This window comes from Mesorhizobium sp. WSM4829 (assembly GCF_055811475.1).
Genome location: NZ_JBVVQJ010000030.1, coordinates 60,918 through 84,300, shown reverse-complemented (window position 1 = coordinate 84,300; position 23,383 = coordinate 60,918). Strand labels below are relative to the sequence as shown.

21 protein-coding genes are annotated in these 23,383 nt (G+C 63.7%); 13 read left to right on the top strand and 8 right to left on the bottom strand.

Going from position 1 to position 23,383, the window contains the following annotated elements:
- The first annotated feature begins 154 nt into the window (after window positions 1-154).
- Window positions 155-388 (top strand): DUF6429 family protein, encoded by a 234-nt coding sequence (locus AC0L17_RS24955; protein WP_473517764.1) that lies wholly within the window; start codon window positions 155-157, stop codon window positions 386-388.
- 182 nt (window positions 389-570) lie between these two features.
- Here AC0L17_RS24955 and ftsZ read toward each other — a convergent pair whose 3' ends face one another.
- On the bottom strand, window positions 571-1,578 hold the full coding sequence (gene ftsZ / locus AC0L17_RS24950; RefSeq protein ID WP_023797312.1) for a cell division protein FtsZ: 1,008 nt from the start codon (window positions 1,576-1,578) through the stop codon (window positions 571-573).
- A gap of 265 nt (window positions 1,579-1,843) precedes the next feature.
- Window positions 1,844-2,629, bottom strand: coding sequence for an SDR family NAD(P)-dependent oxidoreductase (locus tag AC0L17_RS24945; protein ID WP_091595352.1), 786 nt, complete (start codon window positions 2,627-2,629; stop codon window positions 1,844-1,846).
- Between the two features lie 76 nt (window positions 2,630-2,705).
- On the opposite strand from AC0L17_RS24945, the gene uxuA reads away from it, so the two are divergent.
- From uxuA to AC0L17_RS24890, 11 genes are all read left to right on the top strand, one after another.
- A complete protein-coding gene (gene uxuA, locus AC0L17_RS24940; RefSeq protein WP_473517763.1) occupies window positions 2,706-3,890 on the top strand; it encodes a mannonate dehydratase in 1,185 nt (394 codons plus the stop codon).
- A 117-nt stretch (window positions 3,891-4,007) separates the two neighbouring features.
- Window positions 4,008-5,156, top strand: coding sequence for an extracellular solute-binding protein (locus AC0L17_RS24935; RefSeq protein ID WP_473517762.1), 1,149 nt, complete (start codon window positions 4,008-4,010; stop codon window positions 5,154-5,156).
- On the top strand, window positions 5,156-6,007 hold the full coding sequence (locus AC0L17_RS24930; RefSeq protein ID WP_473493377.1) for an IclR family transcriptional regulator: 852 nt from the start codon (window positions 5,156-5,158) through the stop codon (window positions 6,005-6,007). Before AC0L17_RS24935 ends, AC0L17_RS24930 begins: the two co-directional genes overlap by 1 nt.
- Before the next feature lie 25 nt (window positions 6,008-6,032).
- Window positions 6,033-7,064, top strand: coding sequence for a sugar ABC transporter substrate-binding protein (locus AC0L17_RS24925; RefSeq protein WP_473517761.1), 1,032 nt, complete (start codon window positions 6,033-6,035; stop codon window positions 7,062-7,064).
- 135 nt (window positions 7,065-7,199) lie between these two features.
- Entirely contained in the window at window positions 7,200-8,183 is a 984-nt protein-coding gene (locus tag AC0L17_RS24920; RefSeq protein ID WP_473517760.1) for an ABC transporter permease, read from the top strand.
- Window positions 8,173-9,705: a sugar ABC transporter ATP-binding protein gene (locus AC0L17_RS24915; RefSeq protein ID WP_473517759.1), complete on the top strand. Its 1,533-nt coding sequence runs from the start codon at window positions 8,173-8,175 to the stop codon at window positions 9,703-9,705. The genes AC0L17_RS24920 and AC0L17_RS24915 overlap by 11 nt, the downstream gene beginning before the upstream one ends.
- 69 nt (window positions 9,706-9,774) lie before the next feature.
- Entirely contained in the window at window positions 9,775-10,770 is a 996-nt protein-coding gene (locus AC0L17_RS24910; protein WP_473517758.1) for an ABC transporter permease, read from the top strand.
- A gap of 1 nt (window position 10,771) precedes the next feature.
- The gene (locus tag AC0L17_RS24905; RefSeq protein ID WP_473517757.1) at window positions 10,772-11,557 is read left to right on the top strand and encodes an SDR family NAD(P)-dependent oxidoreductase; all 786 of its coding nucleotides are present in this window, start codon (window positions 10,772-10,774) and stop codon (window positions 11,555-11,557) included.
- 21 nt (window positions 11,558-11,578) lie between these two features.
- Entirely contained in the window at window positions 11,579-12,784 is a 1,206-nt protein-coding gene (locus AC0L17_RS24900) for a CaiB/BaiF CoA transferase family protein (RefSeq protein WP_473517756.1), read from the top strand.
- Between the two features lie 2 nt (window positions 12,785-12,786).
- On the top strand, window positions 12,787-13,572 hold the full coding sequence (locus tag AC0L17_RS24895) for an enoyl-CoA hydratase/isomerase family protein (protein ID WP_473510906.1): 786 nt from the start codon (window positions 12,787-12,789) through the stop codon (window positions 13,570-13,572).
- Window positions 13,569-15,335: a CoA-transferase gene (locus AC0L17_RS24890; protein ID WP_473517755.1), complete on the top strand. Its 1,767-nt coding sequence runs from the start codon at window positions 13,569-13,571 to the stop codon at window positions 15,333-15,335. The genes AC0L17_RS24895 and AC0L17_RS24890 overlap by 4 nt, the downstream gene beginning before the upstream one ends.
- Before the next feature lie 47 nt (window positions 15,336-15,382).
- Here AC0L17_RS24890 and AC0L17_RS24885 read toward each other — a convergent pair whose 3' ends face one another.
- From AC0L17_RS24885 to AC0L17_RS24860, 6 genes are all read right to left on the bottom strand, one after another.
- Complete coding sequence (locus AC0L17_RS24885) at window positions 15,383-16,276, bottom strand: sugar phosphate isomerase/epimerase family protein (RefSeq protein WP_473517754.1); 894 nt, start codon at window positions 16,274-16,276, stop codon at window positions 15,383-15,385.
- 126 nt (window positions 16,277-16,402) lie between these two features.
- Complete coding sequence (locus AC0L17_RS24880; RefSeq protein ID WP_091595356.1) at window positions 16,403-17,341, bottom strand: ABC transporter substrate-binding protein; 939 nt, start codon at window positions 17,339-17,341, stop codon at window positions 16,403-16,405.
- 78 nt (window positions 17,342-17,419) lie between these two features.
- Entirely contained in the window at window positions 17,420-18,418 is a 999-nt protein-coding gene (locus AC0L17_RS24875) for an ABC transporter permease subunit (RefSeq protein WP_473517765.1), read from the bottom strand.
- 20 nt (window positions 18,419-18,438) lie between these two features.
- On the bottom strand, window positions 18,439-19,983 hold the full coding sequence (locus AC0L17_RS24870; RefSeq protein ID WP_473517753.1) for a sugar ABC transporter ATP-binding protein: 1,545 nt from the start codon (window positions 19,981-19,983) through the stop codon (window positions 18,439-18,441).
- Window positions 19,980-21,359 (bottom strand): FGGY-family carbohydrate kinase, encoded by a 1,380-nt coding sequence (locus AC0L17_RS24865; protein WP_473517752.1) that lies wholly within the window; start codon window positions 21,357-21,359, stop codon window positions 19,980-19,982. Before AC0L17_RS24865 ends, AC0L17_RS24870 begins: the two co-directional genes overlap by 4 nt.
- Entirely contained in the window at window positions 21,356-22,138 is a 783-nt protein-coding gene (locus tag AC0L17_RS24860; protein ID WP_473517751.1) for a DeoR/GlpR family DNA-binding transcription regulator, read from the bottom strand. The genes AC0L17_RS24865 and AC0L17_RS24860 overlap by 4 nt, the downstream gene beginning before the upstream one ends.
- A gap of 201 nt (window positions 22,139-22,339) precedes the next feature.
- Between AC0L17_RS24860 and AC0L17_RS24855 the strand changes: the two genes are divergently transcribed.
- Window positions 22,340-23,383 (top strand): class II aldolase/adducin family protein, encoded by a 1,044-nt coding sequence (locus tag AC0L17_RS24855; protein ID WP_473517750.1) that lies wholly within the window; start codon window positions 22,340-22,342, stop codon window positions 23,381-23,383.

Below are 23,383 nucleotides of genomic sequence, written 5' to 3'. Positions count from 1 at the left end.
TCAAATCCTGTCCCCGCAACCAAATCCTCAAAACGGCCCGCTTCACGCGGGCCGTTTTGCGTTTGCAGCCTGGCGCGGCCAGTTTGATCCTCATCGAGTTACCCGACGGTGTGGGTCTCGGCAGGCGCCGTCTTCCCGTGTTAATCTGCTTGGCATGGAGACGGACACCGACAAGATCGACAATGCCGTTCTCGGGCTGCTTTGGCTAACGCTGCATGAAGAGAGGCGCGCCTGGAAGGGATTGGATTGGGATGCTCTGGATCGCTTGCACCAGAAGGGACTGATCGCCAATCCGGCAAACAAGGCGAAGTCGGTGGTTCTGACAGATGAGGGCCTGCGACGGGCTGAGGAACTGTTCCGCACCCTGTTCACGCGGCCGGCGCCATGAGCGCTGCCTGGCGTTCCAATTCGACAGCAAGAAGTCGCGCAGGCAAAACCGACAGCTTGCTGTGCAGGCTTATCCCGCAACAATCAGGGTTGGGCGTTCCGCCCGATTACCGTCTGGCGGCGGTGTCCGGTGCGTCGGACCTTCAGTCGAAACCTGCCGTGGTGCTGCCATAAGGGCGTCGCTCAATTCACACGGTTTTCCAACCCCACCGTCAGCGGAATCTCAAGCCCCCGCCGCAATCCCGTCGCAACCACCGACACCCTGAATTTTCCTGCGAGCGCCTTGTCGAAAATGGCGCCGACGATGATGTCGGCATCGGCGTCGACCTCCTCGCGGATGCGGGTGGCGGCTTCGTCGACCTCGAACAGCGTCATGTCAGTGCCGCCCGATATCGAGACAAGGACGCCCTTGGCGCCCATCATCGACGCTTCGTCGAGAAGCGGGTTTGCGATCGCCGCTTCGGCTGCCTTCCTGGCGCGGTCCTCGCCGGTGGCTTCGCCGGTCCCCATCATCGCGCGACCCATATCGCGCATCACCGACTTCACATCGGCAAAGTCGAGATTGATCAGGCCTTCCTTGACGATGAGATCGGTTATGCAGCCGACGCCGGCGTAGAGTACGCGGTCCGCCATGGCGAAAGCGTCCGCGAACGTCGTCTTGGCATCGGCGATCCTGAAGAGGTTCTGGTTCGGTATGACGATGACGGTATCGGCGCTTTCGCGCAGCCGCTCGATGCCCTCATTGGCCGCATGCATTCGGCGGTTTCCTTCGAAGACGAACGGCTTGGTGACGACGGCCACGGTCAGTATTCCTGCGTTGCGCGCGGCCTGCGCTATGACCGGTGCTGCACCGGTTCCAGTTCCGCCTCCCATGCCTGCGGTCACGAAACACATATGCGTTCCCGCAAGATGGTCCATGATTTCGTCGATCGATTCCACGGCCGCGGCATGGCCGACCTCGGGCAGGGATCCGGCACCAAGGCCTTCCGTGACGTGCGCTCCCAATTGGATCAGCCGCGTTGCCTTCGACATGGTGAGCGCCTGGGCATCGGTGTTGGCAACGATGAACTCGGTGCCCTGCAAGCCTTCGGCGATCATGTTGTTGATGGCGTTGCCGCCACCGCCGCCAACCCCGATGACGGATATCTTGGGCCTCATCTCCGAGATTGTCGGCCTCGTTGCAGTGTTCATTTGCCGTCTCTCCCCTTGAATGCGCAAGCGCAGCGGTCGGTGGAAGGCTTGTTCCCGGCGCGCTGCAAAGATTTTTGACAGTGCGCGAATCAGGACAGCCCAGCGTAACCAAGGGAATCAGACGGTTGAACCGGCTGCAAGTGCAGTATTCGCGCTCGCGCATGTTATGCGCTATTGGTTCGCCCCGTCGGTGCTTCGTGTGGCGGCTGACCGAAAATCGTCCGATGACAACGTCTCCCGTAAAGCCGAGACCGATCTTCCCGTTCTACTTCACGCCGATGCCGGCAGTCAGGCCGCCATCGATCCTGTAGTCCGCCCCGGTGCAGAACCCGGCTTTCGACGAACACAGAAAGGCGATGAGTTCCGCCACTTCCTCCGGCTCGCCGATGCGCCCGATGGGGTGCGCTTCGCCGAAGCGCTTGTAGGCGGCCTCGACATCGGCGTCGGTGCCGTTTTCGCCGCGCGCCGCCTTTTCCAGGATCGGGGTGCGGATCGAGCCCGGGCTGACGGAATTGACGCGAATGCCGGAGCGCGCGTGGTCGAGCGCCAGAGCGCGCGTCAATGTGTGGATGGCGCCCTTGGTCGTGGCATAGGCGGCGACGTTCTGCTGGCAGGCGAAACCTTGCACCGAAGCCACGTTGACGATGGCGCCGCCGCCTCGCCTGATCATTTCCGGAATACCGAAATGCGCGGTCAGGTAGATCGAGCCGACATTGACGGACATCGCCCGGTTCCAGATGTCGAAATCGGTGCTAACAGCGGTGCCATACGGATGGACCGCCGCGGAATTGACGATGATATCGAGGCCGCCGAACCGTTCAACACCGGCTGCGACCGCGTCGCGGACCTGATCCGGCACGGAGACGTCGACGGCCACGACCAGCGCCTCGGCGCCGGAGCTGCCCAGTTCCGCTCTCATCGCCGTGTTGGCCGCGCGGTCGATGCCGCAGGCGATGATCGCCGCCCCGCCCGCCGCAAGACGTCTGGCGGTTGCCAGGCCGATCCCGGTCGTCCCCGTCACCAGAGCAATCTTGCCGTCGAAATCCTTCATGGCGCAAACTCCTTTAATTTGACTTCCATTGTGGCCCAACAATACGGTTCCGTTTTATCGCAAAGGAAAAGCCTCGATGGAACAATGCTGGCGCTGGTATGGCCCTGACGACCCGGTGACGCTCGATCATGTCAAGCAGGCCGGAGCCACGGGCGTCGTATCCGCCCTGCATAATATCTATGACGGCCGCGCCTGGCCTTTGACGGACATTTTGGAGCGCAAGCGGGTCATCGAGGCCGAAGGGCTGACCTGGTCGGTTGTGGAGAGCATTCCCGTCCACAATTCGATCAAGATCGGCTCGGCGGAACGGCTTCGCTATGTCGGCTGGTACAAGGACACGATCCGTGCGCTCGCCAAGGCCGGCATTGCGACGATCTGCTATAACTTCATGCCGGTGGTCGACTGGACCCGCACCGACCTTGCCTATCGGCTTCCAACGACGGGCTACGCACTGCGGTTCGATGCGATCGATTTTGCCGCCTACGACCTGTTCGTCCTGAAGCGCAGGAATGCCGAATTCGGCTACAGCGCGGCACGTATCGCGGAAGCGGAATCGCGACTGAAGGAATTGAGCGAAGAGCAGATCGACAGGATCGAGCGCAATCTCATTGCCGGCCTGCCGGCAACCGAGCGCAGCTACAACCGGGATAGTTTTCGTGAGGCATTGGCGGAATATGACTCGATCGGGCCGAAGGAGCTGCGCGACAATCTGGCCTGGTTTTTGCGCGAGATCATTCCGGTGGCCGAGCATGAGGGGGTGCGCATGTGCATCCATCCCGACGACCCGCCATTCTCGCTCTATGGCCTGCCACGGATCGTTTCGACCGCCGAGGACGCGCGTTTCATCCTCAACGCCGTCGACAGCCCGGCCAACGGCCTGACATTCTGCACCGGTTCCTACGGTACGCGCGCAGACAACGACATTGTCGGCATGATCAAGGAGTTCGCCGACCGGATCCATTTCGTCCATCTGCGCAATGTAACCATCGAGGATGACGGCTCCTTCCATGAAGCCGAGCATCTGGAGGGCGGCACCGACATGGCGCATGTCATCCTCGCTTTGATGCAGGAAGAGACGCGCCGCCGAAGGGAAGGTCGCGCTGATTGGCGGATTCCCATGCGACCCGATCATGGCCATCTGCTCGCCGACGATATCGGCAAGACCAGGATCAACCCCGGCTATTTTTTGATCGGCCGCCTGAAAGGCCTGGCCGAGCTGCGTGGCATCATGCGCGCCGTGGAACGTTTTGAGCTGGCCTGAGGATCGCAACCGGAAGCCTAAACAGTTTTCTTATGTGAAAATATCTTGCCCAGGTAAAAATACCTGCTAGTAATCCCGGATATGGCTCTCGCCCGGTTCAGGGAGGTTTTTGCAGGAATGACAAGGCTGCGCGGTCTGGCGTGGGATCATCGACGCTGCTGGGGACCGCTCGACGCCAGCATCGAGACGTATTGCGCCAACAATCCCGCTCTGGAAATCGAATGGGACCGCCGCAGCCTCTACGAATTCGGCGAGGGCGTGCTTGGTCCGGTGCTCGGCGCCTATGATCTGATCGTATTCGACCATCCCTTCATCGGCGACATTGCCGACGGCGAACTGATGGTGCCGTTCGACGGCTATCTCTCGGCGGAACAGCGCAGCTTGTTCGAGCGCGACTCGGTCGGCGCGTCCTGGCGATCCTACGCAAGAAACGGCCGTCAGTGGGCACTGCCGATCGATGCCGCCTGCCAGATCGCTTCATATCGCCCGGATCTCCTGGAGCGCTACGCAACAGTGCCCACTACCCAGGAAGAGGTGCTGGAACTTGGCCGGCGCGCGCGCAAGGATGGCAAGTGGCTTGGCCTGCCGTTCGTGTCGACCGACGCCATGTGCCTGCTCTTGACGCTCGGCCATCCGCAGGAAAACGGCGAGGAGTTCATTGCAAGGGAGAAGGTCGAGCAGGCTGTCGCGCAGTTGCGCCAGCTTGCCGAGCTGTCGCATCCGAATTCGTCGAAATGGAATCCGATCCGCTGCTATGACCACATGATCGCGCATGACGATGTGGTCTATGTGCCGTTCGCCTTCGGCTATGTGAACTATGCCTCGAAAGCCGACCGGCCGTATCTGCGTTGCGCCGACGTGCCGACCCCGCGATCCGCCGGCGCCTTGCTCGGTGGTGCCGGCATCGGGGTCAGCGCCCAGTCGAAACACAAACAGGCCGCCATCGACTACGCGCTTTTTCTGTGCTCGCCCGGCTACCAGCGTGGCGACTACGTGAAAGCAGGCGGACAGCCGGGATCGCTGGCGGCTTGGAAGGACGCCGACGTCAACGATTTTTCCGGCAATTTCTTCAGTTCGACGCTGGCGACGATCGAAGCGTCCTACCTGCGCCCGACACATCCAGGCTTCATCGCCTTTTTCCGCGAATGCGCGCCGCATGCGGCCGCTGCCATCGCCGGCGACATGCCCGCGACGGAGCTCGCGGACCGGCTGAACCGCCTTTACCGCGAGACCAGGCAAACCCAGCCGGAACGGAGCGTCGCATAATGGCCGCCGACATAGCCCAGATCGTCGATGAAGGCGAAAGCAGCCGCAACGGATATCGGGTGCCGGCAGTGGAAAAGGCGCTCGATGTCTTGGAGTTCATGGCGTCCAGCGCCGAGCCGCTGACCCAGACCGAAATCGCTGCCGGCCTGGGACGCTCCATCCACGAGATATACCGCATCCTGCTTCTGCTGGAGAAGCGCGGCTACATCTTCCGGACGCAATCCGATCGCTTCCGGCTATCGCTAAAGCTGTTCGAGCTGGCGCATATGCATCCGCCGGTAAACCGGCTGGTCGAATGCGCGCTGCCGGTGATGCGCGAGCTCTCGGCCAATACCGATCAAAGCTGTCATCTGGTCGTTCGCGAAGGCGAGAGCGCGCTGGTGGTGCTGCAGATCGATTCGCCTTTGCCGATGCGCTACTCGGTCGCGCTCGGCTCACATTTCCCGATCCTTGAAACGAGCTCCGGCGCGGTGCTGCTCGCGCATTCGAACCGCGCCGAGCGTGACCGCATCGTCGAGCGGATCGTCGCTGCCGGCGAAGGGCAGGGCACGCGGGCCGAAATCGAAGCGCGGCTGAACGAAGTCGCAGGGCTCGGCTACGAGATGCGCGCCTCGCTGGCCGTCGAGGCCTGCACCAATGTCTCGATGCCGGTGCGCGATCACACCGGTGCGGTCATTGCCGCGCTGACCGTACCATTCCTGCCGCAGAAAGCCGCGCGCTTCGATCGCGAGACCGTCTTCGAACGGGCGAAGGCGGCCGCCGAGACGATATCGGCGGCGTTAGGCGCGGGTGAAGCCATCGCCTCCTCACGTGCGGACCCGGAACGGCGGGACTATCCGTTCAGCAACTAACAAGACGATAAATAGGGAGAAGAAGATGAACTGGTCCAAGTCAATCCTGTTTACTTCGGCGGCCGTGCTGGCTCTTAGCGCCGCTGCCGCGCAGGCCGAAAACATGCCGAAGCGCATCGGCTACGTCACCAACTACGCCACCCATGAGTGGTATCAGAACGTCATCAAGGGCATGCAGGCCCGTGCCAAGGAACTCGGCATCGAGCTTGAGGTGCAGGACGCCAATCTCGATATCGCCAAGCAGGTTTCTGCCGCGGAAGACTTCATGGCCAAGGGCGTCGACGTGCTGATTGTCACGCCCGTCAATGAGGAGGGCGTCGTGCCGCTGCTGCGCCAGGCGAAGTCCAATGACGTCCCGGTCGTTCTGGAAGGCAATCCGGTCAAGGGCATGACGACGATGGTCGCGATCTGCGACTATGATACCGGATACACGGCCGGCGTCGAAGCAGGCAAATACGCCAAGGAAAAGCTCGGCGGCAAAGCCCAGGTGATGAATGTCGGCCTGCCGCTCCTGTCGGCGACCGTCCTGCGCTCGCAAGGCTTCATGGATGGCCTCAAGACCATCATCCCCGACGCGGTCATGGTCCACGACCTCGACGGCGGCGGCAATCCCGACCGCGCGCTCGAAGTGTCCGCGGCGGCACTGGCCAAGAATGCCGACATCAACATCATCTATGGCATCAACGATTCCTCTTCGCTGGGCGGCCTGCAGGCCTGGAAAGCGGCCGGCAAGTCGCAGGACAATTTGTTGACAGTCGGCACGGGTGGCGAAGGCCTTGCCTTCATCAATGCCATACAGAACGAGCCATCCTACCGCATCGAAGCCGCGATGTTCCCGGAAAAGGAAGGCTACACCGCTATCGATGCCGCAGTGAAGCTGTTCAACGGCGAAGAGGTGCCCGAGCACATCGTCAGCCCGACCGCGCCTATGAAAGGCGACGACTGGAAGAAGTACTACGATTATGACGGCACTGTCCGGACGATCAAATGGGACGCCGTCAATGCGCTCCAGCCGCCGGAAAAGTGCATGAAAACCTCCGCCGATCTGAAGAAGTAAGGATTTCGGGTGCCCTTCCCGCACGGCGGGAAGGGCAGGGATCGGATGCCGACGGCAAACAGGTTAACCGCCCGGTTTCGGGCCTGCAGGTTTCCATATGGCGGCAGCGCCGACGCCGCCCGGAATGAATGGAAAATGAGCGAGCTTACGCAATCTTCCGCGCCAAGGCGTTTCATCGTCGGCCAGCTATTGGGCAGCAGCCAGCTCGTGTTAGGCGTGATTCTGGCCATGCTCTGCATCGCCATCTCGATGGTGGCGCCACAGTTCTATTCCGAGGCCAATATCATCGCCATCCTGCGCCAATGCGCGCTGGTGCTGATCGTTGCCTCGGGCATGACCATGCTGATCATCACCGCCGAAGTCGATCTCTCGGTCGGGGCGTCGCTCGCCTTTGTCGGCTGTATCGGCATGGCAGTGCTGAATTCGACGCACAATCTCGCACTCGGCATGCTGGCAGCACTCGCCTTTGCAGGCGGGGTCGGCCTATTCAATGGACTGGTCGTCACCAGGCTCAAGGTGAACTCGCTGATCGCCACCATCGGCACGATGATGATGCTGCAGGGCGGCGTCTATCTGTTCACCCGCGAGGCCGTGCAGAACCACCATCGGCTTATCTCCTTCACTGATCTGGGTGCCGGCTATATCGGCGCGATCCCGTTGCCCGTCGTCATCGCGGTGGTCATCTTCGCAATCGCAGCCGTGACACTGCGCTTCACCATGCTTGGCCGTTACCTCTATGCGGTCGGCGCCAATGAGCGAGCGGTTCGACTTTCCGGAGTGCGCTCGGAACGCCTGAAACTGTTCGCCTTCGTCGTCACCGGCCTGTGCGTCGGGGTTGCCGGCATGATCCTGTCGTCGCTGATGAATGCGGGCCAGCCAACCGCCGGACGTGGCTTCGAGCTGACCGTTATCGCCGCCGTCATCCTCGGCGGCACCAGCCTGCTCGGCGGGCGCGGCACGCTGTTCGGCACGCTGCTTGGCGTTCTGGTGCTGAAGGTCATCGACAACGGCATCATCATTCTCGGCTGGAACCAGGATCTGCAGATGGTGGTGCCCGGCGTGGTGATCATTCTGGCGACCTATCTCGACATCATCCGGAACAGAGCCAATGTCGGTTGATTTCCTTCACTCCAGCGAAGGCCCGGCCGTCGACACAGGCGTGCCGGCGCTCGAGATGCGCGGCATCGGCAAGCGCTTTCCGGGCGTGGTGGCGCTGGACAATGTCGACCTCACGCTGGAGCCCGGCAAGATCCACGCCTTGATGGGCGAGAACGGTGCCGGCAAGTCGACGCTCATCAAGATCATGGCCGGGGTCTACGGCAAGGATGCCGGCATCATTCGCATGCGCGGCCGCGAGCTCGACATCAAGTCGCCGCGCGACAGCCTGAAAGAGGGCATCAAGGTCGTCTTCCAGGAGATCGCGCTGATCTCCGAGTTCACCGTCGCCGAGAATATCTTCCTCGAAGGCTATCCGACCGGAAAGGGCGGCTCGATCGACTGGAGAAAGATCCGCGCGGATTCCGCCGCGCTGTTCAACCGCATCGGTTTTAACGTCGATCCGGCGGCGCGGACGGGATCGCTGCCGGTCAGCCAGCAGCAGATGGTCGAGATCGCCCGCGCGCTCGCCCATGAAGCCCGCGTCGTGGTGATGGACGAGCCGACGTCATCGCTGACACCGAATGAGATTTCGCTGCTGTTCACCGTCATCCGTCGGCTGGCCACACTCGGCATTGCGGTGCTCTATGTCAGCCACAAGCTCGACGAGGTTTTCGAGATCGCCGACACGGTCACTGTTCTGCGCGACGGCCGGCACGTCTCGACCAGGGCAATCGGTGATCACACCAACGACACGCTGATCCAGGACATGATCGGCCGGCGCATTGAAAGCCTGTTTCCCCGCAAGCGCGGCGCGCCGGGCAGCAAGGTCGCCCTTTCCGTGCAAGGGCTCAGCACGGCGAAGAAGCTGAAGGACGTGTCCTTCGAAGCGCATGCCGGCGAAGTCCTCGGCTTCTTCGGCTTGATGGGGGCTGGGCGAACCGAACTCGCCAAGGCGATCGTCGGCTTTGATCCGGTCACCTCCGGCACGATTTCCGTCGACGGTCATCGCTTGACGCCGCATGACACGCACGCCGGCGTTCGGCTCGGCATCGGCCTGCTCACCGAGGACCGCAAGAGCGAAGGGCTGATGGGCGATTTGCCGGTTTACCAGAATGCCAGCCTCGCCTCGCTCGGCGCCTTCGCCAGTATGGGCTTCATCGACAAGGCCAGGGAACGCAAGGCGGTGCAGGACTATGTCGACCGTTTCCGCATCAGGACGCCCAGCTTGTTCCAGCAGGTGAAGAACCTGTCGGGCGGCAATCAGCAGAAGGTGCTGATCTCGCGCTGGCTGATGCGGGGCCTCAAGGTGATCGTCGTCGACGAGCCGACCCGTGGTATAGATGTCGGCGCCAAGTCGGAGATCTTCGCGCTCATCGACCGGCTCGCCGGCGAAGGCTTGGCGGTCGTCATGATGACGTCGGAAATGCCCGAGTTGCTGGGACTTGCCGATCGCGTCGCGGTGATGTGCGAAGGCCGGCTCACCGCGATCATGTCCCGCGACGACGCCACGCAGGAGAAAATCCTCAATGCAGCGATCGGATAAGACGATGTCGCCTCGCGGCAGCATTCCCTGTCATTGTCATTCGGCCGACGCCTTCGAAGGGAGCAAGCGATGAGCCTGGCAAGCACCGATACGATGAAAGCCGGGCCGTCCATGCTGGCGCGGCTTTTGGCGCGGCAGGAGTTGGCGCTGCTCCTCTGCCTCGTCCTGGTGATCGCGTTCTTTTCCTTTACCGCCGAGAATTTCTTCTCCGTGCGCAACATCACCAATGTGCTCGGCCAGGCTTCGCTGGCGCTCACCGCCGGCATCGGCTGCGCCATCGTCTTCATCTCCGGCGAGGTCGACATTTCGTTCGGGTCGCTGCTGGCGACCATCGCCCTGCCGCTGATCATCATCATGAACGACACCAACTCGCTTGCGCTCGGCATCAGCGGCGCGCTGCTGTTCGGGCTGATCATCGGTGTGGTGAATGGCTATCTCACCGCCTATGCCGGCATCAACTCGCTGATCGTGACGCTCGGCACAATGTTCATCATGCGCGGTGGCGTGTATCTTTATACCGGCCAGCGCGCGATCCCCGACGATGCCGCTCTCGACAGCTTCATCGCGCTGTCGGATGGCCGCCTGTTCAATGTCGTTCCCTATTCGGCGGTGATTGCGATCGTCCTGCTCGTCGCCTTCGCCTACATGATACAGCACCGGCCGTTTGGACGGCAGATCTATGCCGTCGGCGGCAATCCGGAAGTGGCACGCCTCGCCGGCTATGATGTGCGCCGCGTCAAGTTCATCTGCTTCGTCATCAGCGCGCTACTGGCGACGGTTGCCGGCATCATCCTGGCGGCCCGCGTCGGCTCGGCGCAGCATACGGCGGGACTGAATTTCGAGTTCCAGGTCGTTGCCGCCACCGTGCTCGGCGGGGTGAGTCTTGCCGGCGGCATCGGCAGCCTGACCGGCATGGCGCTCGGCGTGCTGATCCTGCAGTTCCTGTCCAACGGACTGCGCGGCCTCGGCCTGCCGACCGAATGGCAGCTGGTCATCACCGGCATGATCATCATCGCCGCGGTCGCTTTCGACGAAGCGAAGCGCCGGCGCATCATTGGAGGCTGACATGGATCGTCTCAAGGGGAAAACCGCCGTCATTACGGGCGCCGCCGACGGCATCGGCCATGCGATTGCAGAGGCGATGGCAAGGGAGGGTGCGCATGTCTTCCTGAGCGACATTGCCGACGAGAGGGGTGAACATTTCGCGGCGGAACTGCGCGCGGCCGGCCACGATGCCGACTATTTTCATTGCGACGTGTCGAAGGAGGCCGACATCGCCAATGTCATCGCCACGGCCGTCGGCAAGACCGGCCATCTCGACGTCATGGTCAACAACGCCGCCATCGCCATCGGCGGCATGCCGGTCCACGAGATGACCGAAGAGCAGTGGCACCGCCTGATCGCGGTCAACCTGACCAGCGTCTTCCGCGGCTGCAAATGCGCGTTGCCGCACATGATCGCGCAGAAATCGGGCTCGATCATCAACATGGCCTCCGCACAAGGGCATGTCGGGCTCGACGGCTGGACCGCCTATGCCGGCGCCAAGGGCGCGGTGATGGCGATGACACGCCAGATGGCGGTCGAGTTCGGCCCGCTCAACATCCGCGTCAACTCGATCTCGCCAGGCACCATCAACACGCCGATGAACGACAGGCTGGTCAGGGAGACCGGCGGCAATCTCGCCAAGGCCTGGGTGAAGATGCATCCGCTCGGCCGCATCGGCGAGCCTTCCGAAGTGGCCGAAGCCGCCGTCTATCTCGCCTCGGACGCTGCCGGCTTCACCACCGGTACCGACCTGCGCGTCGACGGCGGGCTCACCGCCGCGCCACGCTATGTTCCCGATCTGCTTTGAAGACACGAAACGAGAAATGATATGAACAAAGCCCTCGAAGGCGTCCGCATTCTTGATTTCAGCCATCTGCTGCAGGGGCCGTTCGCCACCCAGCTGCTCGGCGACATGGGCGCCGACGTCATCAAGATCGAGCGCGCCGGCGCCGGCGACATGTTCCGCAGCATGACCTTCTTCGCCAAATGGGTCGGCGGTTCCGAGAGCCCGAACTTCCTCGCCTGGAACCGCAACAAGCGCTCCATCGCGCTCAATTTGAAGAGCCGCAAGGTGAATGCGATCATCATGGAGATGGCGAAGACGGCCGACGTCGTGGTGCAGAATTTTCGCCCCGGCGTACTGGCCAAGCTTGGCTACGGTTACGAGGACTTCAAGGCAGTCAATCCCGGCATCATCTATTGCTCGGGCTCCGGCTATGGCGAGGAGGGTCCCTATGTCGAGCGTCCCGGCCAGGACATGCTGATCCAGGGGCTGTCGGGGCTGATTTCCAACACCGGCCGCGGCGACCAGGCTCCCGTTCCGGCGGGTGCTGGTCTCGCCGACCAGATCGGCGCGATGAACATGGTCTACGGCATATTGTCGGCGCTCTACTATCGCGAGAAAACCGGCAAGGGCCAGAAGATCGAGGTCAATCTGCTGGCCGGCCTGCTCGCGCATCTCAACCAGGAATATGTCGCCGTGCTCAATCTCGGCGAAGATTTCGTGCGCCCGAATTCCGGTATCGGCCATCCCGGCATGCAGGCGCCGTTCGGCATCTACGAAACAAAGGACGGCGGCTATTTGTCGATCGCCATGAGCCCGTTCAGGACGCTGTATGAGACATTGGAAGCGCCGCAGCTTGCCGTCTACGACGATCTGAAGACCCTGTTCGACAAGCGCGACGAGGTGTTCGAAAGGGTCAACGCCGAGACCAAGAAGTTTGCGACGCAGGATCTGCTGGGGCGGCTGCTCGCAGTCGACATCTGGTGCGCCGAGGTGAAGGACATAAGACGCGCGGCCGACGATCCGCAGGTCAAGCACATGGGCATGATCACCAGCTACGATCATCCGCGCGGCGGCAAGGTCAGGGTGGTGGCACCTGCAGTCACGATGAGCGAGACGCCGGCAACCATCGAACGGCCGGCGCCATTGGTCGGCCAGCATGGTCGCGAAATCCTGGGCGAGTTCGGCGTCTCCAAGGATGAGATCGCCGCGCTGGAGGCGTCCGGCGACATGACCGTGGACGCTGCCTGACAATGCCCGCCTACCAGACACTCACGGTCGATACCTCGGGCCGCGTCGCCGTCGTCACTTTCAGGCGCGCCGACCAGCTCAATGCCATGAACCGGCTGATGCAAGGCGAGATCACCGGCGCCTTCGAGGCGCTATCGCAGGATGACGGCGTCAGTGCGATCGTGGTGACTGGCGAGGGGCGCGGCTTCATGGCCGGCGCCGACATCAAGGAATATGCCGGCCAGACGGCTGCCGAGTTTGACGCCTTCCAGGCCGCCGGCGCGCGCCTGTATGCGGCGATCGAGAACAACCGCAAGCCGGTGATCGCCGCGGTCAACGGCTTCGCGCTGGGCGGCGGCATGGAGCTGGTGCTGTGTTGCGACATCGTGGTCGCCAGCCAGTTCGCGAAATTCGGCCTGCCGGAGATCAAGCTCGGGCTGATCCCCGGCGGCGGCGGCACACAGCGCAGCGTCCAGAAACTCGGCCGCAACCGCGCCAATCTCCTGCTGATGACCGGAGCCATCGTGCCGGCTTCCGAATTGATCGAGGCCGGACTGGTCAACGAGGTCGTCGACGCCGAAAGGCTGATGCCGCGGGCGCTGGAACTGGCCGAAATGATCGCCGCCGAACCGGCTGCCGCAATCGAAGGACTGAAAGTGCTGACGGCGCATGCGGTGTCTGGCGTCCTGGCTGACGGTCTTGCCATGGAGCGCGACATTCTGGGCAGGCTTTATCGCAGCGAGACCGGCCGGCAGCGGGTTAAGGCCTTTGCCGAGAAAAGCGCTGCGCGGGCGAAGGCTGCGCGATGATATCCCTGGTCAAATCAAACCGGCCCCGCTTCACCGATGTCGAGGGACTGGCCGCGATGGTCGGAGGCGGCGACGTCTTTGGCGTCGGTGGCCACCATTTCGCCCGGCTGCCGATCGCCTTGCTGCGCGCCATCGCCGGCTCGGGCGTCAAGGATTTGCGCTACGTCTGCTGGGCCGGCGGGCTGCCGCTCGAACTGCTTCTCGAAGCGGATGCGGTAGCGGAAATCGACCTCTGCTTTTCCAGCCTGGATATTTTCGGCCTTCCGCCGCGGTTCCGCGCGGCTGCCGAGACGGATGCCGTGCCGGTTCGCGATTGGACGGCGCTGGCGATGATCCAGGCGTTGCGGGCGGCGCAGCAAAACCTGCCGTCGATGCCGTTCCAGCTTCCGTTGGGCTCGGACATGCTGGCGTGCGTGCCTTGCGCGATCTCTGCGCCCGATCCCATTGCCAGCACCGAGACCGGGTTCATCCCGCCGCTGCGGCTCGATACGTTCGTCGTCCACGCCCAGCGCGCCGACGAGAGCGGCAATGTCCAGATCATCGGGCCAAGGGCGCTCGACTTCGCCATGGCCGGCGCGGCGCGGCAGGTGCTGGTCACGGTCGATGAAATCGTCCCGGTCGGCGCGCTGCGGCATGATGGGCGCCAGAGCATTCTCACCCGCAATCAGGTCTCGGCCATAGCGCTGGCGCCGGGCGGCGCCTATCCGGCCTCGTGCCTGCCGTTCTATGTGACCGATTATCAAGCGTTGTTGGGGGCGTTCGCGGCCAGGGAAACACCTTTGGCGGGCACTCTGCGCCTGCCTTCCGAAGGCGTGCCGGGGCTGGTTCAGGACGCTGCGAAAGTCCGCGCTGAAACGGCCCTCGCAATGCCCGCGCTTGTGCACGGCGAAAAGAAGGCGTCCATCGACGAGATCATCGCCGCCCGCATCGCCGCCGAACTCGACAATGAGAGCTTTGCCAGCGCCGGCGCGGTGTCGCCGCTGGCCAACGTCGCCTACCGGCTGGCAAAGGCGACGCACGCGCCGGACATGATCATCGCGACGATGAGTTGCGGCCATCTCGATATCGCGCCTAGCCCAATGATCCTGTCGCTGATCGAAAGCCTCGATTGCGAGACGGCGGTGGCGCATGCCGGTGGCGACGACACCTATTCGACCTACTATCAGGCCGGTGCGGTGACGCATGAGATCGTCGGCGCCGCGCAGGTCGATCGACGCGGCCGTGTCAACACCATTGCGCTGCGCAAGCCCGACGGCGGCCTCATCCGGCTGCCAGGGCAGGGCGGCATGGCCGACGTCGCCAACATGCATCGCGACTATTTGCTCTACATTCCCCGCCATTCGGTGCAGTCGCTGGTAGACGACGTCGAGATCGCCAGTTCGGCGCGCGGCTTACTCACCCAGAATGAACGCGAGCCGATGGGCTATCGGACCGGTGAGGCGCGGGTGTTCACCGATCTTTGTGTGTTTCGGCTCGACCGATCGACCCGGGAATTGATCGTCATCGAAACCATGCCTGATATCGGGCAGCAGCAGATCCGTGATGCCACCGGCTTTCCCGTGATATTCGATTCCGACTGCCGGAAGGTCCCGCTCCCTTCGGATGCTACGCTCGCCATCCTGCGAAACAGGATCGATCCCCTCGGTCTGCGCCGCCTGGAATTCGTCAGTGCCAAGGAACGTGGTGGGCTGATCGCCGAGATTCTCGCGGCCGACCGCATCATGCTCGAGCGCTGCATCGCGGCGCAGACCGCAGGAGGCTGAGTAGCGCCACGCCCCGATCGTTCCCGATCGATCAATGTCGGGTAGCCCTAAGGCTGATGGCTTGACGAAACAAGCTCGGCCTTGCGCCGCGCCGTCTCCAGCCCGATGGCGATGAAGCGGCGCGCATGCCGGGCCAGCTCCATATTGTCGGTCCACAGATTGCGCCAGATGGCGGTTTTCTTCGACAGGTTCTCGTCGACGATCTCCGACGAGAAGGATTCGAAGCTGAGGTCGTCGCCATAGCCGATTGCGGTCAGCGCATCGAAGATCGCGGCAAAGTCGATGTTGCCGGTGCCGAGGAAGCCGCGATGGCTCTCGCCGATATGGACATAGCCGATCTTTTTGGCGGCGTGGCGGATGGCCAACCCGACATCGGCCTCCTCGATGTTCATATGGAACGTGTCGAGATGCAGAAAAATGTTGTCGGAACCGGTGTCCTCGATGAAGGCCAACCCTTGCGCGGCGGTGTTGAGCAGATTGCTCTCGAAGCGGTTGACGATTTCGAGGTTGAGCGTGACGCCGGCGGCCTTGGCGGTCTCCGCGACCTTGGCAAGCGTGGCGGCACTGCGGTTCCATTGATCGCGCGTCGGCGCCTCAGTCTGCAGTCCATGGCTGGTGCTGAGGATGCCGGCGACCTTCCGGCCGCCGAGATCGCGGGTGAGCGCGATCGTGTCATTGAGGACTTCGACGCCGTGCGCGGCAATCGCCTTGTCGGCGCTTGAAATGTCGCCGTCGGGCGGCAGCCCGATGCTGATCGCCACGCCGAGATCAAGGTCGGCGATGCGCTTGGCCAGCCCGCCAACATCGACATTGGCAGGGTCAAGATAGGAGAATTCGATCAGGTCGAAGCCCGCCTCCCTGGTGTTGGCCAGCGTCCGTTCGAGGTCGTCTTGCGCCGAGCTCGCCGACCAGACGAAAGAGTGGATTCCAATGCGCGACATGATCGTCTCCTGCTGCTCGAGAGCATCGGACCCAAGAAGTGGGAACCGGTTTTGCGAATAATCCGATGCTCAAACAAAAATTGGTGCGGCCGGTCACCCGGCCGCACCAGCCTTGGGAGGCTTTAGCTAGCGGGCCGCGGTCCAGCCCTTATAGTCCTTCAGGTTCTCTGCCGTGATCAGCTGCGGGTCGAGCAGCACCGTCGCCTCGGCCGGCTTTTTGCCGGCGAGCACTTCAGCTGCCATCTGCAGCGATTGGCCGGCCATGACGTAAGGATCCTGCGAGGCCGAGGCCTTGATCATCGAGGTGCCGGAAGAGAGTTCCTTCTCGATGTCGGGCGCGCCGTCGACCGCGGTGAAGATGAACTCCGAGCGGTTGAGCTGCTTGGCCGCAAGCTGGGCGCCGATCGCCGTCGGGTCGTTGATGGCGAACACCGCGTCGATCTTGTCGAAGCGGGTCAGCAGCGACTGGAACACCTTCAGGCCGCCGTCGCGCGAGCCTTCGGCATTCTGGTCGTCGGAGAGGATCTTGATGTCCGGGTGTTTTGCCAGCACGTCCTTGCAGCCCTTCACCCGCTCGAGGATCGACGACGATGCCGGCCCGTTCAGGATGACATAGTCACCCTTGCCGCCGGTGTGGTCGACCAGATACTGGCAGGCCGCTTCGCCGGCCTTGACGTTGTTGGTCATCACGGTGACGTCGGCGCCCGGCGCCGAAACGTCGAATGCGGCAACCACGATGCCGGCCGCCTGCGCCTTCTTCACCGCCGGCGCGATCGCCTTGGCGTCGACGGCGTTGAGCATGATCACGTCGACGCCGGCGGCGATGAACGAGTCGACCTGCGAGACCTGCTTGTTGAGGTCGTAGTCGGCCGACACCGACGTCACCTCGACATTCGGGTTGATCTTCCTGGCGGCGTCCTCGATGCCCTTGATGGTGGCGACGAAGAACGGGTTGCCGAGCAGGCCGACCGAGATGCCGACCTTGTTCAGATCCTTGGCCGAGGCCGGTGCGACGGCGACGGCCGCGAGGGCTACGCCGCAGAGCAGTTTAGCGATGGTCTTCATTGTTTTCCTCCTGATGCCCCGCGCCTCTCACGGTGCGTTAAATGAAACCGGGTCGTTGACGCCGGCGACGAAGGTCAATCACGTTCTTGCTCCCGCTTGGAGCCTGTAGCGGTCGAGGGCGACCGCCACGATGATGACCAATCCCTTGATGATGTACTGCCAGATGTCCGAAACACCGGCCAGGATGAGCCCGTTGGAGAGCACCGCAATGATCAGGCCGCCGATCAGCGTGCCCCAGATCGAGCCGACGCCGCCGACGAAGCTGGTGCCGCCGAGAATGACTGCGGCAATGGCGTCGAGTTCGTAGGACTGCCCAAGCTGCAGCCCGTTGGCCGCATAGAGCCGAGCCGCCGACATGGCGCCGCCAAGGCCGGCGAGAAGGCCTGAAACGCCATAGACGAAGAGGAGCACCAGGGGCACCTTGATGCCGGTGAGGCGGGCAGCCTCGGCATTGCCGCCGACGGCATAGATCCAGGTGCCGAGCACGGTGCGCTTGAGCACCAGCCAGGACAGCACCACGACCGACAGAGCGATGATGACCAGCCAGGGAATGCCGAACAGCGACCCGTTGCCGATGAAGTCGAACGGCAGGTCCGAGTTGAACACCGTGGTGTCCTGGCCGAGCAGGCGGGCGACGCCGCGCACGGCGGTCAGCGAACCCAGCGTGACGATGAAGGGCGGCAGCTTGATATAGGCGACGAGCAGCCCGTTGATGACGCCGAAGCCGAGGCCGACCAGAATGGCCGCCGGCACGCCGAGCATGCCCCACTCCGGCACCAGCGACACCATCACCGCCACCATCGCCGAGGCGGCAAGAATGGAGCCGACGGACAGGTCGATGCCGCCGGTCAGGATGACGAAGGTCATGCCGGCCGCGAGCACGATGTTGATCGATGACTGCTGGGTGACGATCAACAGGTTGGTCTCGGTGAGGAAGCGCGGGTTCATGATCTGGAAGCCGGCCGCCAAAAGGATCAGGACCGGCAGCATGCCAAGCGCGGCGAAGGCGGTGCGCAGCCGCCGGCTCCTGCCGACCGCGTGGTCACCCGCGTTCATCTCGGCTGCCTTGTCGGTCATCCCCAGGCCGCTCTTGTCGGTCATCCCTTGGCCGCTCCCGTTGCGAGTTCCATGATTGCCTCCTGACTGAGCGGCTGGCCTTCGGATGCCGTCACCTCGCCAGCGATAGTGCCGTCGCGCATCACCAGCACGCGGTCGGCGACGCCGATCACCTCCGGCAGTTCGCTGGAGATCATCAGGATGGCGATGCCCTTTTTGGCAAGATCGTCGATCAGCCGGTAGATTTCCGACTTCGCCCCGACATCGACGCCGCGGGTCGGTTCGTCGAGGATGAGGACCCGCGGCTCGGTTTCGAGCAGGCGGGCGAGCAGCACCTTCTGCTGGTTGCCGCCCGACAGCGAGCCGGCATTGGCCTGCACCGACCTGCTGCGGATGGAGAGGTCGGAAACGGCCTTGGCGGCGCGCCTTTCGGCCGTGGCGAAGTCACGCAGGCCGCCGGGCTGCGCGTCCCTTGCGAGCACGCCCATGCTGATATTGTCGGAAATCGACATGTCGAGGAACAGGCCGAGTTCCTTGCGGTCTTCGGTAAGATAGGCGATGCCGGCATCCAGCGCCTCGCGCGGCGAGCCGATGGCTATCGGATTGCCGTCGAGTTCCAGCGTGCCTGATGTGTGCCTGTCGGCGCCGAAGATCAGCCGCGCGAGTTCGGTGCGGCCGGAGCCGACCAGGCCCGCCAGCGCCAAGACTTCGCCCTTGTGCAGGTCGAAGGAGCAGCCTTTCAGGAGATTGCCGTCCGACATGTCGCGCACCGACAGTGCGATCGCGCGCTTGCTGTCCGGCGGGCGGTGATCCTTCTTGTAGAAGGCGGACAGGTCACGGCCAACCATCATCGAGACGAGGCGCGAGGCGTTCAGATCGGCGCGTTCGAGCGTGCCGACATAGCCGCTGTCGCGCAGCACGCTGACGCGGTCGGCAAGCTGGTAGACCTCTTCCATGCGGTGGCTGATGTAGACGATGGCGATGCCCTGCGACTTCAGCGTCGCAATCACCTCGAACAGCCTGTCGGTCTCGCGCGAAGTCAGCGACGTCGTCGGCTCGTCCATGACGATGATGCGCGCGCTGGTCGACAGCGCCCGGGCAATCTCGACCATCTGGCGCTCGCCGAGCGACAGGCTGGAGACAAGGGCGCGCGCCGAGAAGGAGACGCCGAGCCGTGCGATGATCTCCTTGGCGCGCCGATTGCACTGGTCGCGGTCGACGATGCCGAACCGTCTCGGCTCGTTGCCGAGGAAGATGTTCTGCGCGACCGTCAGGTTGGGCGCCAGCGACAGCTCCTGGTAAATGACGGCAATGCCGTTGGCGCGTGCCTTGATCGGATCGCCGGTGGCGACCGGTGTGCCGTCGATCAGAATCTCGCCGCCGGGATCAGGCCGATAGGCGCCGGACAGCACCTTCATCAGCGTCGACTTGCCGGCGCCGTTTTCGCCCATCAGCGCGTGCAGTTCACCGGCGTGAACGGTCAACGATACGTCCTGCAAGGCGCGAATTGGGCCGAACGTCTTGGAGATGTGCCGCATCTCCAGCACCGGCTGGCGCACGGTTTCGATCCGGGCAGCGGCGGTCATCGCGCGCCTCCCGCTGCGGCATCAGCGACGCCTCGGTCGGCGGCGAGGCCGCGCCAGCTATCGCGATAGAAGCCAAGCCCGGTGAAGCTCGAGGCGCGTACCGGCTCCGGCGCCTCGGCGGCAAATTCGCGTCCAACACTCTCGAAGGCCAGAGCCGCCGCTCCGGTGGCGCTGCCCTCCAGCGTGGCGCCCTGCATGAAGGCCTGGCCGGGACGCAGCTGCGCCAGCAGGCTGGCGAGCAGGCCGCCACTGTTCAGCCCGCCATCGACGATCACCGTGTCGTTCGAATGGATCAGGTCGAGACACAGATCGACCATCAGCGCGACATAGAGCAGCGCCACGGCCGCGCGCTTCTCCGCGGTGGGTGCGCGCCCGACCAGTTCGCCGCGATGGCCAGGCATCGGCCCGCCTGGCGCGAAGCTCGGTAGCGCCATGATGCCGGCGTCGATCACCTGCTGTACGGCTGAGGGGGCGATCACGCCCTGCCAGCCGGCGCTGATCGTTGCGAATTCACGGCCGCCCATGAAGCGGATGGTCGGCACCGGGCCGCCGTCGACATCGACATTGACCAGCATGTCGCGGTCGCGATCGAGCGCGTCGAGCGGGCAGTCCGGATTGAGCACCACGACCCAGGTGCCGGTCGAGACGACGGTGACCGGACCAAGCGCCTGCCGGCGATAGGCATGGAGCGCCGCATTGCTGTCATGGACATCGTTGTGGATGGCGATCGGCCGCGTCGCCTCGCCGAAGCGCTGCTCGCCGATGACCGCGCCGGCACGCTCGAAGGCGGGCATCTGGCCGCGCCATCCCTCGGCGTCGACCAGCGAGGAGAAATCGCGCTTGCGCGGCGCCCACAGATGCGAGTGGCAGCCGAGATAGGAAACCTCCGAGACCGCCCGGCCGCCAAAGCGCCAGCTCCAGTACTGGGGATAACCGAGGATCGATTTGGCGGCGGCGAACACGCTTGGTTGCACCGTCTTCAGCCACAGCATGTGGCGACCATAGTTGAAGCCGAGCGGCAGGCGCGGCGAGAAGGTCTCGGCAAAATCCGGAATGCGCCGATCGATCTGCGCGGCAATCTCGGCCGGTGGCTCCTGCTCGTAGTCGAGTATCGGATGCGTCAGCGCCGCATCGTCGACCAAGGCAAAGGTGCAGCCATGGCCCGAAACCATCAAGCCCTCTATGCCATGGACGTCGACCGCTTCGCCGACGGCGCGCGCGGCCCAATCGTGAAGCGCTGCTTCGTCGAGCACGCTGAAGCCGCCTTCGCGCGCCCAGTTCGGCTGGGTCCGGCGCTCGTCGAGAATCTGCCCGTCCTGACCGAAGACGAACAGCTTCGAGTTGGTCTTGCCGAAGTCGAGGACAGCCACCTTCACTGGACGGCTCCCGAGGCAGAGGCGATCCGCACCATGACGCCGGCGTTTTCGAGCATGCGTGCGTCGGCATCGGAAAGGCCGTCATCGGTCACCAGCGTGCCGATGCGCGACAAGGGCAGCGCGACGTTGCGCGCATGGATCGACAGTTTGCGGCTGTCGGCCAGCACCACGATCTGGTCGGCGCACAGACTGAGTTCGGCGATGGAGCGGACCAGCAGCGGATGCGATTCCAGCACGCCCTCCGGGCCGATGCCCTGCGCACCAAGAAAGAACTTCGATGCGTAGAACGGCACCGTCTGGGTGAGCGAATGGATGATGCCAGGCTCGCGATGCAGTTCGCCGCCGGCAACGGTCAGGCTGGAATGGCCGTGGTCGCTCAAATAGGCGATGAGCGGCATCGAGTTGGTATAGAGCCGGATGTTGCGGTCAGCGAGCTTGACGCCGAGATGGAAGCAGGTCGAACCGCCATGCACGATGACGGCGTCGCCATCGCGCACCATTGTAGCCGCCAGAGCGGCGATCTGCCGCTTGGCCTCGACCGCGAGATCGCGGTTCTCGTCGTAGGGCCGGGCATAGGCGACGCCCGCCTGCGCAGCGCCATCGAGCGCCGAGATGCCGCCATAGACCTTGCGTGCTTCGCCGGCCTCGTCGATCTTGTCGATATCGCGCCGCACAGTCGCCGCCGAGACACCGAGGCGCTCCTGCAACTCGCGCACCGAGGCGAAGGGGCGATCCCGCAACAGCTCGACGATCTGACGCTGGCGGCCGGAGTCGCTCAACGGATACCCTCCCGAAATGCCATCTTGCCACGGCAATTGGTGTAAGTTACTCAGCACGGGTCAGATTGCAAGCTCGATTTGGTGGGACAAGATCACTCTTGACGTAACTTACTCGCATCTGCAATACCAGCGTCACTCGTCTGTCCCGGCTACCGGGATCCAAAGCCGTGGCCTAGGCGGCCGGTTTGTGAAGGAGTTTCGATGGCAATCAATGCGGATGCGCAGGAACTGGCTGCTTTGCGGTCGCTTTCGGCCAGCATCGGGCGCGACCCGCACTTGACCCAGGCCGCGGGCGGCAACACGTCGCTGAAAGCCGGCGACACGCTCTGGATCAAGGCGTCCGGCACCTGGTTGAAGGACGCGCTCGCCGAGGACATCATGGTCCCGGTGGCGATCCCGCCGCTGCTCAGGGCTGTCGAACAGCGCGACCCGGCCGCCGATCAGCCACAGGGTTTCGCCATCGAGGCGCTCAACGCCCGCAAGCTGCGTCCGTCGATCGAGACCACGGTTCACGCGCTGATGCCGCAGCGCGTCGTTCTGCATGTCCACTGCGTCGATACCATTTCGCTTGCCGTGCAGGCCGACTGCGAGGCTCAAGTCGCCAAGCGCCTGGATGGCCTCGAATGGGCGTATGTCCCCTATCGCCGGCCCGGCCTGCCGCTTGCCCAGGGCATTGCCGAGCGCCTTCGGCCTGGGGTCGATGTGCTGATCCTTGCCAACCATGGCCTGGTCGTCGCAGCCGAGACCGTCGCCGGCGCCGAGGCGCTGCTGCGTCGCGTCACACGACTTCTGGCGCGGCCGCCCCGTAAGGTGGCGGAGCCCAACGTTGTCGCATTGACGACGCTCATCGGACGCAGCGGTTACAGGCTGCCGGCGGATGGCGAAGCGCATGCCGTCGCGATCGATCCTGAAAGCTGCCGCATGGCGTCGGGAGGCAGCCTCTATCCCGATCACGTCATCTTTCTCGGCCAGGGTTCGGTCGTGGCGAGGCCCGGTGAGGACGTGATGCGTGTCACCGAACGGTGCGGCACGGCACCGGTGGCGATCCTGTTTCCCGGGCTTGGCGTGCTGATGCGCGGCGACGCCAGTGCCGGCGCCAATGCCATGCAACGCTGCCTCGCCGACGTGACGGCGCGGGTCGACGTCGCGGCCAAGCTGAACTATCTGACATCAGCCGAGAACGACGAACTGATCAACTGGGACGCCGAGCAGTATCGCCAGAAACTCAATGCAGCCGGCAGCTGA